Here is a 15,010-nt window from a genome sequence, read left to right as displayed (position 1 = left end):
ACAGGATGCGCGCAGTGTAAACCATTGGCTGCTTGAGTCCGGACAGCCGGAGTGATAACAAGGGATACTAGGAATTGTCCACCGGCATGACCCCTGATATGGAGAACACCATGCACCGTTCGCTGATCGCCGTGGCGTTGCTTTTGCTAGCCCCGCTGGCCACCGCCCAGGTCTACAAATGGACGGATGCCAGCGGCACCGTGCATTACTCGCAGGATGCGCCGCCGCAGGGCACCAAATACAAGCAGGTAAAAACGGTAGGCTCCGCGGAGCCCTTGTCCGCGCCGGCAGCTGCGTCAGCCCCCGAAAGCTCCAGCCAGACCGCAGCCGCAGCCCCTCCGGCGGCCGATACGTCGGGGAACCAAAGCACGTTCTGTGTATCCCTCAGAGCCAATCTTGCTGCCCTGCAAGGCAGCGCTCCGGTGGTGATGAAGCAGCCGGACGGCAAGACCACCGCGCTCGACGACGACCAGCGCAAGCAGCAGGCCAGCTCGGCGCAAACGCAATACGACCAGTACTGCCAGAGCAAATAGTCGTCATTTAATGGCGCCGGCGGCCTTCCAGCTGCCGGCGCCTGTTGATGACCAGCGACGGTGACGGCAGGCCGCTACAATAGGCGTCTTTACCACGCCGGAACCGTTCGCATGCGCCTCAGCCAATTCCACCTGGCCACCGTCAAGGAAGTCCCTGCCGACGCCGAAATAGCCAGCCACCGGCTGATGCTGCGTGCCGGCATGATCCGCAAGCTCGCTTCGGGCCTGTACACCTGGTCGCCGCTGGGCCTGCGCGTGTTGCGCAAGGTGGAAACGATCGTGCGCGAGGAAATGAACCGCGCCGGCGCGCTCGAAATGCTGATGCCTACCATCCAGCCCCGGGAACTGTGGGAGGAAAGCGGCCGCTGGGCGAAGTTCGGCCCGCAGCTGCTGAAGATCAAGGATCGCAAGGAGCAGGAGTTCTGCTACGCGCCCACCGCCGAGGAAGTGATCACCGATTACGCGCGCAACGAACTCAAGAGCTACAAGCAGCTGCCGGTCAACTTCTACCAGATCCAGACCAAGTTCCGCGACGAGATACGCCCACGCTTCGGCGTGATGCGTGCACGCGAATTCCTGATGAAGGACGCGTACTCCTTTCATCTCACGCAGGAATCACTGGCCGAAACGTACGCCGCGATGTATCAGGCCTACACACGCATTTTCACCCGGCTCGGGCTGACCTTCCGGGCCGTGCAGGCAGATACCGGTGCGATTGGCGGCAATGCCAGCCATGAATTCCAGGTACTGGCCGACTCCGGCGAAGACTCCATCGCGTTTTCCGACGGTTCCGATTACGCCGCGAATATCGAAAAGGCTGAGGCACTGGCCCCGATCAGCGTGCGGCCCGCTCCTGCCAACGCCTTGCAGCGGATCGATACTCCCACCCAGAAGACCATCGGCGATGTCGCTGCCTTCCTCAAGGTATCGCCGCAGCAATGCGTAAAGACACTGCTCGTGCGTGGCCGCGACGGCCTGGTCGCACTGTGCCTGCGCGGCGATCACGAGATCAACGAGGTCAAGGCCGGCAAGCTGGCCGAACTGCCGGACGAATCGGTACTTGCCAGTGAAGAGGAAATTCTTGCCGCCACCGGGACCCGCCCAGGCTTCATCGGGCCGGCCGGCCTGCCGGATTCCATCCCCGTCATCGTCGATCGCGATGCGGCCGTACTCGCCGATTTTGTCTGCGGCGGCAATGCCGATGGCAGTCATTACACCGGTGCCAACTGGGATCGCGATGCGCGAATCACCCGCATCGCCGATCTGCGCAACGCGGTCGAGGGCGACCTGTCACCCGATGGCAAGGGTGTGCTGCGCATGGCACGCGGCATCGAGGTCGGCCATGTATTCCAGCTCGGCCAGAAATATGCCGAGGCACTCAAGGCCACCGTGCTGGACGACCAGGGCAAGGCCCAGCTGATGACCATGGGCTGCTACGGCATCGGCGTCAGCCGCATCGTCGCCGCGGCGATCGAGCAGCGTCATGACGAAGCCGGCATCCGCTGGCCCGAGGCGATGGCGCCGTGGCGCGTGGTGGTATGCGTGATCAACCAGCGCAACGTACCGGCGGTGAACGAAGCGGCCGAAGCGTTGTACCAGCGGCTCAGCCAGCGCGGCATCGAAACCGCGCTGGACGACCGTGGCCTGCGCCCTGGCGGCATGTTCGCCGACATGGAGCTGATCGGCATCCCGCACCGCGTGGTAGTCAGCGAGCGCGGCGTGGCTGCCGGCACGCTGGAATATCGCGCCCGCGACGAAAGCGAAAGCCGCTCGGTCAGCGAAGATGAATTGTTCGCCCTGCTCGATTGAGCAACGGTGGTATCCGTTTTATCCCGGGATAACGGCCGCCTCGTGCGGCCGTTTCCTTATGCAGCAATAACAAACGGTGCAATTCCAGTACGTTTATTAAAATCACATATCGCGATTAATTGCATTTGATCCGACATTACCTTGCATCAAGCTCAGTGCTTTACAAGCATTCGGCAAATCAGCGAAAATCGACCGTGATTCACGGGGTCCGGCCAAGTCCCCATCCATAATAGCCGGACCATTCAATTCAATTACCGATACCCACCCGGGAGTCCATCATGGCCGTCGATATCAAGAATCTCAATCACAACCAGCTCAACGACCTGATCAGCAAGGCGCAGGTGCGCCAGAATGAATTGCGCAAGGAAAAAGTCGTCAAGCTGCGCGAGAAAGTGCATGCGCTGATCAAGGCCGAGGGTTATACCTTCGAGGATATTTTCGGCAGCACACGTGGCAAGGCCAGGCGCGGCACCGGCACCGTTGCACCGAAATACCGCAACCCGGCCAATCCGGCCCAGACCTGGTCCGGTCGCGGCAAGCGCCCGCACTGGTTCAGCGACGCACTGAAAGCCGGCAAGAAGGAAAAGGATCTGGCGATCTGATCGCCGATTCGTTCTTTCGTTTCGTACAAAACGCCGGCTTCGTGCCGGCGTTTTTTTGTTGGCCCGAACTCGGGAGTGAAACATTGAAAGAAGTATTGCCGGCCAACAGACTCGGGCGGTCGCCTCTCTCGATGCTCTCCTATTTCCGATGCTCCATTATCCGCCTCAGAGTGAGCGACGCGGGGAAACCAGCAATTCGCCAAACATCAGTCCACCAACCAGTGCTACCAGCAAGGTCAGTAGCAGCAGTCCGGTATCCATGCCCAGCGACGTATCGCGTTCGAGCAGGAAAGACATGCTGCGAAAACCGACACTGCCCGGCACCAGCAACAGGATGCCCGGTTCGCGCACCACCGCACCCGGCCGCTGCGCATACCTCGCATACATATTGGCGAATGCGCTGAGCAACAATCCGCCAAGGAACACGCCAAACGGCGCTGCAGGCAGCGAACCCGAAATCTCGCCCCCCCAGCGCGTGGCCAGATAACCCACGATCACCGCCACGATCACCACCGGCCAGTCGCGCCGGGCCGCTCGGAACAGGATCGCGAACGCGATCGCCGCCACCAGCAGGGCCGGGTAATCGGTCCATGCCGGCAGTGCCGGCAGCGCGAAGTCGCGCGCATGGATGCCCAGTGCGGCGCACAACTGGGTAGCCGCGAGCGTGCCGAAGGTGAGCTTGAGCAGGGTTGCCATGGCGCCACCCATGCGCGCCATGCCGGAAACCAGATGCTGGCTGGATATCTCGCGCACGGCCGTGGTCAGCGACATGCCCGGAACCAGGATGATCAGGCTGGCCAGCACCACCGACTTGATCGCCAACGGCACCACGAACGCACTCACCACGATCGTGACTGCCGCGGCCACCAGCGCGCAGATCGCGTCGCTGGCCACCGCCAGTCGTGGTCGGCTGGCCGCCAGCAAGGTGATGCCGCCGATGATCACGCCGATCACGCCGGCGACCACCACGTCGACCCACGAGCTGTGCAGGAACAGCGCGGAGATACTGCCCCCCGACAGTCCGTAACTGGCAATCAGGCCGATCTTTTCGCGGCGCGTATCCGGCCGACCCAGTGCACGCAGCCGATGGAAACCTTCGCGCAGGTCCAGTTCACCGGCAATGGCACGGTCGGCGATTTCATCGGCCTCGCACAATCTCGCCAGGTTCACCTCGCCGGGCGCCAGTCGCATCACCTGGGTGCTCTGTGCAACACCCTCCTCGCCCTGGGCCAGATCGGCAAAGGAAATGATGATCGCGGTGGGACTGGACCACACATCCGCGACCAGCCCCATCCGCTTGGCAGCACGACCGATCGCCATCTCCAGCCGCGGTGCGGAGGTGCCGTACTGGTGCAGCCGACGCGCCAGCTCAAGCAGGAACGCCATGCGGGTATTCAACGCCGTGGTGGCGAACAGCTGCGTGCCGGTCGGATCGCCGGCACTCATGTTGCGGCGCGCACCTTCAGCGTGGTGCCGTCGACCGCCAGCACTTCCACCGTAGTGCCCAACGGCAGGTCCGGTCCGCTGACCAGCCACTGGCCGTCACCGACACGAGCCTTGCCGCGGCCGTTGACGATCGGCTCGACCAGTTCGTAACGCTGGCCGATCATCTGCTCGCCACGCCGGTTCAGTCGCTCGCTGCCCGGCTCGCGCCGCTCCAGCCTTGGCCGCAGCAGACGCGCATACAGCACGCAGGCGGCCAGTGCCAGCACGGCAAACAGCACTGCCTGCGCCAGCAGTCCCAGCGATGGCACGACCCACAACACTGCGCCCATCGCCGCCGCGGCCAGGCCGATCCACAACAGGAAATAGCCCGGCAGGAGCACCTCGCCCGCAATCAGCAGCAGCGCGAGGATCCACCACAGGTAATGCACGGAAAGCTCCCACATGGCATCCACCTCAGCGCAGTGGCGGCTGGATCGCCACCGACTTCTGCTGCTGGCCCAGCGACTCCTTCGCCAGCTCGGCGATGCCAGCCAGCGAACCGAGGATGCCGGTGGCCTCGATCGGCAGCAGCAGCATCTTCTGGTTCGGCGATTTCGCCATTTCCTTCAAGGCCTCGACGTAGTTGTTGGCGACGAAGTAGTTCAACGCGTTGACGTTGCCGCTGGCGATCGCATTGGAAACCATAGTGGTCGCCTTGGCCTCGGCCTCGGCCGAACGCTCGCGTGCCTCGGCCGCACGGAATGCGGCTTCCTTCTCGCCCTCGGCGGCGAGAATCACCGACTGCTTCTCGCCCTCGGCCTTGAGGATCGCCGCCTGGCGGAAACCCTCGGCGTCGAGGATGTTGGCGCGCTTCTCGCGCTCGGCCTTCATCTGCCGCGCCATCGCATCGACCAGGTCGCGCGGCGGTGCGATGTCCTTGATCTCGATGCGGTTGACCTTGACGCCCCACGGATGGGTCGCTTCGTCGACCACCTTGAGCAACTTCGCGTTGATCGCATCGCGCTGGCTGAGCGATTCATCCAGATCCATCGAACCAAGCACGGTACGTATATTGGTCATGATCAGCGCCAGCGAGGCCTGCTCGAGATTGGATACCTCGTAGGCCGCCTTGGACGCGTCGAGCACCTGGTAGAACACCACGCCGTCGACACGCACCACCGCATTGTCCTTGGTGATCACGTCCTGCGAGGGTACGTCGAGCACCTGCTCCATCATGTTGATCTTGCGTCCGACAGCCTGATAGATCGGAATCAGGAAATGCAGGCCTGGCGTGAGCGTACGGGTGTACCTGCCGAAGGTTTCCACCGTCCACTCGAAGCCCTGCGGCACGATGCGCACCAGCTTGGCGATACCCACGACCACAACGAACACTATGACCAGCGCGAGCAACTGTCCCATGACTTCCTCCATTCCCTCATTGAAGACTGGAGTATAGGCGAGCCAACCGCTATCTCGTCGCTCCCTGCGGCAGCACCAGGCTTACCCGCAGACCGCCACCTTCGCGGTTGGCCAGCAGGATGCGGCCGCCATGTGCCTCGGAGATCTCGCGTGCCAGTGCCAGGCCCAGGCCCGTACCTGAACGCTTGGTCGAATAGAACGGCAGCAGCGCCTGTGCCAGCACGGTTTCGCTCATGCCGGGACCGCGGTCGGCCACTTCGATGCGCAACTCGCGGCCAAGATCCAGGATGGACAGCGTGACCTCGTCGTCCGCACCGCCCGATTCGTGTGCGTTCTTGATCAGGTTGATCAGCACCTGCTCGATCTGCGTCGCATCGAAATGACTCGGCTCGGTCGGCACCGGCGTGGCCAGCCGAAAGCGGCAATGCAGCGCCAGTCCCTCCAGGAACCGCGCCCATGCCACGGGCACCGGCTGCGGCGTGGGCAGCTTGGCGAAACTGGCGTAGCCGGCGATGAAGCCATGCAGGTGCAGCGCACGTTCGCCGATGGTCGCGAACACGCCCGGCAGACGCTCGGTCTGCCCGCGCCGGGCCAGCTCCGCACCGGAATGCGCCAGCGAGGTGATCGGCGCCAGCGAGTTGTTGAGCTCGTGACTGATCACCCTGATCACCCGCTTCCATGTCGCCACCTCCTGCCGCGACAGCTCGCGCGTCATGCGCCGGAACAGCTGCAGCCGGTGCGGCCGGCCCTGCAACCGGAACGCGCGCTGTGACAGGTGGAAGGTTTCCTCGCTGCCGTCCATCTCCACGCTGAGCAAGGCATCCTCACCGCTCTCCACCGCATGACGCAGTGCTTCGGGCGCATCGGCGAGCAGTTCGGCGAAATCCAGGCCGTTCAGGCTGCGCCCTTCGTTGAACAGGTGCCGCGAGGCAATGTTCGAGTAGGCGACACGGCCGGCCGCATCGGTCAGCACCAGCGCCACCGGCGTGTTCTGCACCACGGTGTCCAGCAGCAGCTCGCGCTGCACCAGATGTTGACGCTGATCACGCAAGGTCTGTCCCAGCGCGTTGTGCATGCGGATCAGTTCGCCCAGTTCGTCGCGCCGGTCCACTCCGATGGAAAAGCTGAAATCGCCATCGCGGTAGCTGGCCACTGCTCCTTCCAGCGCGCGCAGCAGCCGGCTCACCGGCGCCATGACCTGGCGCGCCAGCCAGAACGCCAGCAACAGGAGTATCACCATGCAGATGCCGAGCGTGCCATAGACGCCCAGATGTATTTCAGGAGGCGCTGTGGCTACGGCGGCGGTGATGGCCGCTGCGTCCTTGACCTCCAGCTCCTTCTGCATCCATATCAGCAACTGGGGCAGCGGCCACTCGGTAACACCGGCGTAGATGAGCGCGCCGGCCACACTGGCCAGCGCCAGCAACATGGTGAGCCGCGCCTGCAGCGAATTCAGCCAGCGCCACATGGGCCATCCTCCATGATGCATCGACGCCCCATCAATGCCGGCATGTGGGGTCCATCGGTGTCCGCACGCAGTCGACGGGTGGCCGGCCGTCCAGCCAGGGTCGGTCGCCGCCCATCACCGCGGTCCTGTCCATTGCGCTGGGTGGTGGCTGGCTCAACGGGCCGTCCTGATCCTGTCGACGGTCCTTGAACTTGAAGTGGTCCCCACTCGCGGCCACCGCCGTCGGCGCCTGGTCGCGATAACCGGCTGAACTGGCAGCCACCGGCTGCCATGCCCAGCTCTCCTCGCCCTGACTCGACGATACGGGAGTGGATGTCTGTGCCATGGCCGTCGCGGCCATCAGCAACGTTGCAAGAAAAACGCTCCGCCGATATCGCATGCCATCACTCCCGTCGTCGAGGTATCGTCATCTTTCTACGCCATCACCACCACGGCAAGCGCGTGCGGCATGCTCGACGACGTCAGGCCGGCGCCGCAAGACCATAGCGTTCCATCCGCCGATACAGTGCTTGGCGCGACAGGCCGAGGTTCTGCGCGGCACGACTGACCACGCCGTCGGCCTTGTGCAGAGCAATCTCCACCGCTTCGCGACTGGGCTCGTCGAGGTTGCGCGCGCCAGCAGCGACATGCTGCGGCAGATTGAGCAGTTCCGGCGTGATCGGACCATCGCCGGCGAGCAGCGCTGCACGTTCGATCGCGTTCTTCAGTTCCCGCACGTTGCCCGGCCATGGATAGCCCAGCAAGGCTTCGCGTGCGGCATCGCCGAGTTCTGCGCGGCCGTCCAGGAAGAATTCCGCCAGCGGCAGGATGTCGTCGCTGCGTTCGGCCAGCGACGGCAGGTTCACCTCGATCACATTGAGCCGGTAGTACAGATCCTCGCGGAAGGTACCTGCGCGGATCATCGCCTTGAGGTCGGCATTGGTGGCGGAAAGCACGCGCACCTTGACCTGCCGCGTGCGGCCCGAACCGAGCCGTTCGAACTGTCCGGTCTCCAGCACCCGCAGCAGCTTCATCTGTCCGGGCAGCGGCAGGTTGCCGATCTCGTCGAGGAACAGGGTGCCTCCGTCAGCCAGTTCGAAACGACCCTCGCGGGCCTTGTTCGCGCCGGTATACGCGCCTGCATCGGCGCCAAACAGTTCGGCCTCGATCAGTTCGCCCGGCAATGCGCCGCAATTCACCGCGATGAACGCGCCGCGCTTCACCGCCGAGTTGGCGTGCACGATCGACGCGATGCGCTCCTTGCCGGTGCCATTCGGGCCGGTGATCAGCACCGGCACGTCCGAGCGGGCGATCTGGCAGGCCAGCTCCAGCGTGCGCGCCATCGCCTCGGAAGCGAACACCAGTCCGTCCAGATCATACTTCTGCTGCAGCTGCTCGCGCCGCTGGCGACGCTCGCGCCGGCCACGCGTCACCTCGCGGGTGGATTCGGACAGCTCCAGCAGGTTTTCTACCGTGGCCAAGAGCTTGTGGTCGTCCCACGGCTTACCCAGATAATCGGCCGCGCCAGCCTTGACCAGTTCCACCGCGGTTTCCAGATGCGTCCATGCGGTAAGCAGGATCACCGGCAGATCGGCATGTCGCTCGCGGATCGCGCGGAACAGCGCCACACCTTCCTCGCCCGAGGTGGTGTCGGCGGTGAAGTTCATGTCCTGGATCACCACGTCGACCGCCTCCCGTTGCAGCAGCGCCAGCCCTTCATCAGGCGTCAGCGCCGTAAGCGGACGGATTTCGTGCAGCGACAGCGCCAGCGAGAGTGCCTCGCCCACGGCCGGGTTGTCGTCAATGATCAGTACGGTTCGCATCTTTCTTCTGCACATGCGGACATGGATGCCGCTCCGGCCATAAAGGTTGCCATGACTTGCGGACTATGCAACCTGCCGACCGTGTCGCCGTCGGCACTCCCGGCATGTTGCCGCCCCGCTCCGGACGGTTCCGGAGCGAGGCGCTGCTCATGACGCGACCGGGTGCGCCGGCGCCTTGCCGGCCTTCACCGCGGTGATCCAGTCGTTGACACGGCTGTCCAGCACGTCCAGCGGCAGTGCGCCACCGCCGAGGATCTCGTCGTGGAAGGCACGGATGTCGAACTGGTCGCCCAGTTCCTTCTTGGCGCGCTCGCGCAGCTCGAGGATCTTCAGCTCGCCGGTCTTGTAGGCCAGCGCCTGACCGGGCCAGGTGATGTAGCGATCGGTCTCGGCCTGCACGTCCGGCTCGTCTTCGCCGGAATGCGTGTGGAAGAAGTCGACCATCTGCTGGCGCGTCCAGTGCTTGTAGTGCACGCCGGTATCGAGCACCAGGCGATCCGCGCGCAGCAGCTCGTCGCTGAGGTGACCGTAGTAGGACAGCGGATCCTTGTAGAAGCCGATCTCCTTGCCCAACTGTTCGGCATACAGTGCCCAGCCCTCGATGTAGGCGGTGTAACCGGCCTGCTGGCGGAACGGCGGCAGCGCCGGCAGCGTTTGCGCGATCGAGATCTGCAGGTGATGGCCCGGGATTCCTTCGTGATAGGCCGTCGTTTCGATGGTCAGCACACTGCGCTGCGCGTAGTCGCCGGTATTGACGAAGATCTGGCCTGGCCGCGAACCGTCCGGGGTGCCCTGATGGTATTCGGCTGCCGGCGCTTCCTTCTCACGGAACGCCTCGACCGGCATCACCACCACCTTCGTCTTGGGCAGCAGACCAAACAGCTTGGGCAGCTCCGGCTGCATCTGTGCCAGGTAGCCGCGGTAGCGATTCAGGATGTCGTCGCGCGAAGTGGCGAAGGTCTTCGGGTCCTTCTTCAGCGCCGCGCGGAAGCTGGCGAGATCGGGATAACCCTGCGCCTTGGCGATCTTTGTCATCTCCCCCTCGATGCGCTTGACCTCGGCCAGACCCAGCTCGTGGATCTGCTCGGGGGTCTCGTCGGTGGTGGTCATCTGCTCCACGTCGAAGCGGTAGATTGCGTCGCCATTGGGCAGATCCCAAACACCCGGCTCGGCTCGACCTTGCGGCGCGTAGTCCTTTGCCACGAACTCGCCCAGCTTGCGATAGGCCGGGCGAACGTCCTGGTCGATCGCGGCGAGGATATCGTCATGCAGGCGCTTCTGGTCCGCCGCAGACACCGATTTCGGGAAATGTTTCAATGGCTCGGCGAAGACGCTGTCCATGCCGGCCGGCTTCTCGATGCTGCCGATCTGCGTGACCACTTTCTCCAGCAGGTACTTCGGCGGCATCATCTTGTCGCGCATGCCCTGCGTGGCCACGCCGATGACCTGGTCGAAACCCTTCGGCACCGCCTTCAGGCGCGCCAGGTAATCCTCGTACTCCTTGGTGTTGTCGAACGGGATCGAGCTGACGAAGCCGGCTAGCGCCAGATGCACGCCGGCCATCTGGTCCAGTGGCATCTCGTACAGCTTCAGGTCGTAGCTCTTCAGGCCATCCTTGAGCTGGCGCACCATCAGCTGCTGATTGAGCCTGTCGGTATCGGAGAAACCGGTGGTGTCGATCGCCTCGAAGCGCTTTAGGAAATCCGCATCCACCTTGCGCTCGGCCGCCGCATGCGCCAGCGACATGTCGCTCCAGCGGTCGTTGTAGCGCAGATCGCCGAGAATGGTCGCGAACTCGGGCGAACTCTGCAGCGTGTGCTGCCATTGTTCGGCCAGCAGCGCATTGAGCGCGGCCACCCTCGTCGCCACATCCGTCGAGGCGGCTTGCGCGGCGGGCGCAGCCTGCAGCATTGAAACCATCGACACCGAGCCCAGCAGGCTCGCACAGATCAGCAACGGCAAGGTCTTCATCAGGCTCAGCTCCGGATTGTATTCATGGGACCATGAAGGTTCATTGTGACTGCCGCGGGAAGCATCTTCCCGTGCCAGATTGCATGGTACTTATACCGACCGCGTCGCCACCACCGGCGGCACTGCCGCCGCGCGCAGCGCCGGGCCGAGCACGGCCAATTGGCAAAGGAGCCACAATACAAGCGCGCCAATCGGCAGGTAGTACAGCGGCAGCCGCGGCAGCTCATAGTGTTTCATCAGCACCAGATTCAACATGACCGCCAGTAACAGGCCCAGCACGATACCGGCAGTGACGATCAGGAAGTTCTCGGCCTGGAAGTAGCGCAGGATATCGCCACGGGTGGCGCCGATCGCGCGGCGGATGCCGATGCTGCGGCGGCGCTGCTGCACCCAGAAATTGGCCAGTCCGGTGATGCCCAAGGCCGTGACGAACAGCAGGCCGAGCCCGGAGGCCAGCAGCAGGCCGATCATGGTGGTGTCGCGCTGGAAGTATGCATCACGCATCTGGGTATAGGTGCGTATGCTGCTTGCTGGAATGATCCGTTCGGGACTGAGCTGTTCGAGCTTCTCTGCGGCTATCCGCAGTACGCGTTCGCGATCCTGCGGCGCACTGCGCAACAGGTACGTCACCTCGCCGTCGTTCGGCAACATGGGAAACAACATCGCGTACTGGTTCACTTCCGACGCGCGCAAGTGGGGACGCAACAACGTATCGACGATGCCGATGACACGGATCGGCTTGTCGCCGCCGGCATAGATGCTCTGACCCAGCGCGGCCTTGCCGGGATAGAGCTTTTCCGCAAGCGCACGACTGAGGATCACCACGGACACGCCCGAGCCGGCCACATATTCATCGGCGCGGAAATCGCGCCCTGCGATCAGATGCAGTCCCAGTGCCCCGACTTCGCCCTGGGTACCGCCATAAACCGCCGGTTGCACGCAAAGGCCCTCACGCATCATCGAACGGGCAGCGATCGCCTTGGCCAGGTCCTCGGCGCTGGCGCAGGTGCCATAAGACGACTCGTCTCGCCCCAGCGGCAGCGTATCGACAGCCACCGCCGCAGTGACGCCAGGTATCGCGCGCAACCCGGCCAGATCGGCGGCGTGGCGCGCCAGTCTGTTTTCATTTTTGTCGATGGATTCACTGTTGAGCATCGACAACCCGGCTTCGTCGACACCGCTGGGCAGTGTGACCTGTTCCAGCCGGTTGGTGATCATGAACACCACGTTGCAGACGATCGCGCAGGTCAGTGCCACCTGCAGCATCAGCAATGACGCGGTGAGCTTGTGGTGGCTCAGGCTGGAAAGAATCGGTCGCAGTTGCATGGTCATTCCTAGAGGGTCTTCAACTGCAGCGCAGGCGCCACACGGCATGCACGCCAGGCCGGCAACAGACCGGCCAGCACGCTGGCCAGCACTGCGAGCACGAAGGTGCCGATCAACATGGAGACGTCCATTTGCGCCAGATGCGCGTAGTCGTCCGGGCGATGCCGCACGCTCCACAGCCCCAGCTGGGCAATCACCAGCCCCAGCACACCGCCGGCCAGACCGATCACCGCCGACTCGATGCCGAACTGCAGGAAGATATCGCGCCGCCGCGCACCCAGCGCACGCCGGACACTGACCTCACCACTGCGGCGCAGAAACTTCGCCAGCAGCAGCGCCACGATGTTGATCATGCAAACAAGCAGGAAACCCAGCGCCAGCCACAGCTGCAGACGGACGTCGGCAGGCACCAGATTCTGGCGATCCAGCCAGCTCATCAGTCCGTATAGCCGGGCCTGGGTTGGGGGCCGCTCGAAGCGGCCCAGCGCCTTCTGTTGCGCCGAGTAGTCGATCAGGAATTGCCGATATGCAGCAACCTGCCCTGCATCCTTCAACTGCACCCACACCTGCAACCAGGTGAGTACCGGGCTTTTCATGTCACCTTCGAACGACGACCAACTCGACTGGTTGCTGTTGGTATCGAACTTCAGGTCCAACGCCGTCGACAACGGCAGGAAGAACTGATCGGCATCATCAAACACCTTGGCTGAGGCATCCGCATAGAACATCGGCTGCGGCTGCCAGTCGGCGCTGACGCCGATGACACGCAAGTCGGCGTCACCGAAGCGCACCGTGCGGCCAACGCTGTCATTCGTGCCAAACAGCTTGCGACTGAGCTTTTCGCTCAGCACTACTACCCGTGCCCGTCCATCATCATCCGCCCCCGACCAGCCCTGGCCGCGCAGGAACGTCACGCCGAACATCGCAAAGAAATCGGTGGTGGCGTAGCGACCATCGACGTAGAACGGCCGCAATCCCGTCTGCGCCGGTCGGACCAGCAAGGCGCCACCGGCCATCGCTGCCTGCCGCTCGGCGCGATGCGCCGCCAGCAGGGCCATCGCATCGGGCCAGGTGAAGTTCAAGCGCGGATCCGGGCCGTATGCACTTTGCTGATATTTCAACGGCAACGGGTCGAGCTGCGGGTAATACAACTGGTTGCTGCGCCCCGGCAACGGATCGCCCGACATCACGTGCAGCACGGTGATCATCGTCATGCTGGCGCCGATGCCGAGCCCGATCGCGAGCACCATCAGCGCCGTAAGCACCTTGCTGCGCGTCAGGCTGCGCAAAGCCAGATCGAGGTAATAACCGAACATTCCATGTATCCCGTCAATGATTGAAATCACATGCCGCCTTGTAGGAGCGCACCCTGTGCAAGATGCACTTTCTGCACGTACACGCCAAAGCATCGCGCACAGGGTGCGCTCCTGCAGACCCCCCAGTCGTCACACTGATCGCGTCGCCACCACCGGTGGCACCGCGGCGGCGCGCAGTGCCGGGCCGAGCACGGCAAGCTGACCGAGCAGCCAAAGTGCGATGGCACTCCCGGGCAGGTAATACCAGGGCATGCGACTCATCTCGTAATGCGTCATCAGGTACAGGTTGATGCCGAACGCCAGTGCCATGCCCGTGAGTACCCCGGCCGTGCTGAGCAGAAAATTCTCGGTACGGAAATAGCTGAGGATATGTCCGCGTGTGGCGCCCACGGCGCGGCGTATGCCGATCTGTCGCCGCCGCTGCTGCACCCAGAAGCTGGTCAGGCCGACGATGCCGAACGCAGTCACCGCCAGCATCACCACGCACACAAGCACCAGCATCCACACCATGCTGTTGGCATCGGCGAAATAGTCGGAACGCATGCCGGCATAGGTCGTCCCTTCCACTACTGCACCCGGCTGCAGCTTGCCCAGCACCTGCACCGCTTCGCGCACCACGCGCTCGCGATCCTGCGGCACGCTGCGCAACATGTAGTCGCCCATCACCCCGTCAGGCTGCAACGGAAAGAACACGCTGGAATACATGCCACCGGGGCCACTGAGCTTGGGATCCTCTGCAAGTACATCAGCAACAACACCGACAACCGTCCAGCCCGTGGCGTCGGTATACAAGGTCTTGCCCAGCGCGCTCTGGCCAGGCCACAACCTGTTCGCGTCGCTCTGCGTGACCAGCGCGACATGACCGGTGGAACCGAAATTCTTGAAACCGCTGCCCGCGTATTCGTCCGCATTGAACCATCGACCTTGCAGCAAGCGCAGCCCCATCGCTTTCTCGCCGTCGCCGCCGATGAAATACACCGAGCTGTTCACCGTGGTAGTCGCATACGGCTTGGTGACGAAGGGCGACAGGGCCGGATTCTGGTCCAGCGGCATGCTGGTTGCCGCGGCCGCCGCGGTGACGCCGGCGATACCGCGCAAGGCGGCCAGATTGCGCGGTATCTCGCTGGCGGCGAGTTTCGGATCGGCCCCATTCACGGTGACCACCGAAATGCCCTGTTCGTCGATCGCATTCGACCAGTGGATGTCGGCCATGCGCTGGCCGATCATGAAGACGGCGTTACAGAGTACGGCGCAGGCCAGTGCGATTTCCAGCACGATCAGAACGGCCGGGATGCGGTGCTTGCGCAGGCTGGCGAGTATCGGACGGATTTCCATGATG

13 protein-coding genes are annotated in these 15,010 nt (G+C 63.6%); 3 read left to right on the top strand and 10 right to left on the bottom strand.

The features are described from left to right. The first annotated feature begins 110 nt into the window (after positions 1-110). The 3 genes from B0E50_RS10820 to B0E50_RS10810 all read left to right on the top strand — a co-directional run bounded on the left by B0E50_RS10820 (position 111) and on the right by B0E50_RS10810 (position 2,944). A complete protein-coding gene (locus tag B0E50_RS10820) occupies positions 111-533 on the top strand; it encodes a DUF4124 domain-containing protein (RefSeq protein ID WP_254427250.1) in 423 nt (140 codons plus the stop codon). Positions 534-644: 111 nt separating this feature from the next. Further along, positions 645-2,342, top strand: coding sequence for a proline--tRNA ligase (locus B0E50_RS10815; RefSeq protein ID WP_077441197.1), 1,698 nt, complete (start codon positions 645-647; stop codon positions 2,340-2,342). 278 nt (positions 2,343-2,620) lie between these two features. Then, complete coding sequence (locus tag B0E50_RS10810; RefSeq protein ID WP_077441196.1) at positions 2,621-2,944, top strand: H-NS histone family protein; 324 nt, start codon at positions 2,621-2,623, stop codon at positions 2,942-2,944. Positions 2,945-3,109: 165 nt separating this feature from the next. Here the strand turns inward: B0E50_RS10810 and B0E50_RS10805 are convergent, their stop codons facing one another. The 10 genes from B0E50_RS10805 to B0E50_RS10760 all read right to left on the bottom strand — a co-directional run bounded on the left by B0E50_RS10805 (position 3,110) and on the right by B0E50_RS10760 (position 15,006). Beyond that, positions 3,110-4,390 (bottom strand): threonine/serine exporter family protein, encoded by a 1,281-nt coding sequence (locus B0E50_RS10805; RefSeq protein WP_077441195.1) that lies wholly within the window; start codon positions 4,388-4,390, stop codon positions 3,110-3,112. Then, complete coding sequence (locus B0E50_RS10800) at positions 4,387-4,833, bottom strand: NfeD family protein (RefSeq protein ID WP_077441368.1); 447 nt, start codon at positions 4,831-4,833, stop codon at positions 4,387-4,389. The genes B0E50_RS10805 and B0E50_RS10800 overlap by 4 nt, the downstream gene beginning before the upstream one ends. A 10-nt stretch (positions 4,834-4,843) precedes the next feature. Continuing rightward, positions 4,844-5,788 carry an SPFH domain-containing protein gene (locus tag B0E50_RS10795; RefSeq protein ID WP_077441367.1) on the bottom strand — a complete coding sequence of 315 codons (945 nt, stop codon included), beginning with the start codon at positions 5,786-5,788 and terminating at the stop codon, positions 4,844-4,846. Between the two features lie 49 nt (positions 5,789-5,837). Further along, the gene (locus B0E50_RS10790; protein ID WP_077441194.1) at positions 5,838-7,256 is read right to left on the bottom strand and encodes an ATP-binding protein; all 1,419 of its coding nucleotides are present in this window, start codon (positions 7,254-7,256) and stop codon (positions 5,838-5,840) included. Positions 7,257-7,287: 31 nt separating this feature from the next. After that, entirely contained in the window at positions 7,288-7,581 is a 294-nt protein-coding gene (locus B0E50_RS10785; protein ID WP_139350837.1) for a hypothetical protein, read from the bottom strand. A 136-nt stretch (positions 7,582-7,717) separates the two neighbouring features. Next, on the bottom strand, positions 7,718-9,058 hold the full coding sequence (locus tag B0E50_RS10780) for a sigma-54 dependent transcriptional regulator (protein WP_077441192.1): 1,341 nt from the start codon (positions 9,056-9,058) through the stop codon (positions 7,718-7,720). A gap of 147 nt (positions 9,059-9,205) precedes the next feature. Then, the gene (locus tag B0E50_RS10775) at positions 9,206-11,029 is read right to left on the bottom strand and encodes a DUF885 domain-containing protein (RefSeq protein WP_077441191.1); all 1,824 of its coding nucleotides are present in this window, start codon (positions 11,027-11,029) and stop codon (positions 9,206-9,208) included. A gap of 90 nt (positions 11,030-11,119) precedes the next feature. Continuing rightward, entirely contained in the window at positions 11,120-12,355 is a 1,236-nt protein-coding gene (locus B0E50_RS10770) for an FtsX-like permease family protein (protein ID WP_174575038.1), read from the bottom strand. A gap of 8 nt (positions 12,356-12,363) precedes the next feature. Further along, positions 12,364-13,671 (bottom strand): ABC transporter permease, encoded by a 1,308-nt coding sequence (locus tag B0E50_RS10765; protein ID WP_077441189.1) that lies wholly within the window; start codon positions 13,669-13,671, stop codon positions 12,364-12,366. A 129-nt stretch (positions 13,672-13,800) separates the two neighbouring features. Beyond that, positions 13,801-15,006, bottom strand: a complete 1,206-nt coding sequence (locus tag B0E50_RS10760) for an FtsX-like permease family protein (RefSeq protein ID WP_077441188.1) — start codon at positions 15,004-15,006, stop codon at positions 13,801-13,803. Positions 15,007-15,010: the final 4 nt, after the last annotated feature.

It is taken from the genome of Rhodanobacter sp. C01 (assembly GCF_002001045.1).
Lineage (GTDB): Bacteria > Pseudomonadota > Gammaproteobacteria > Xanthomonadales > Rhodanobacteraceae > Rhodanobacter.
This window is presented reverse-complemented; position numbering and strand designations above follow the sequence as displayed.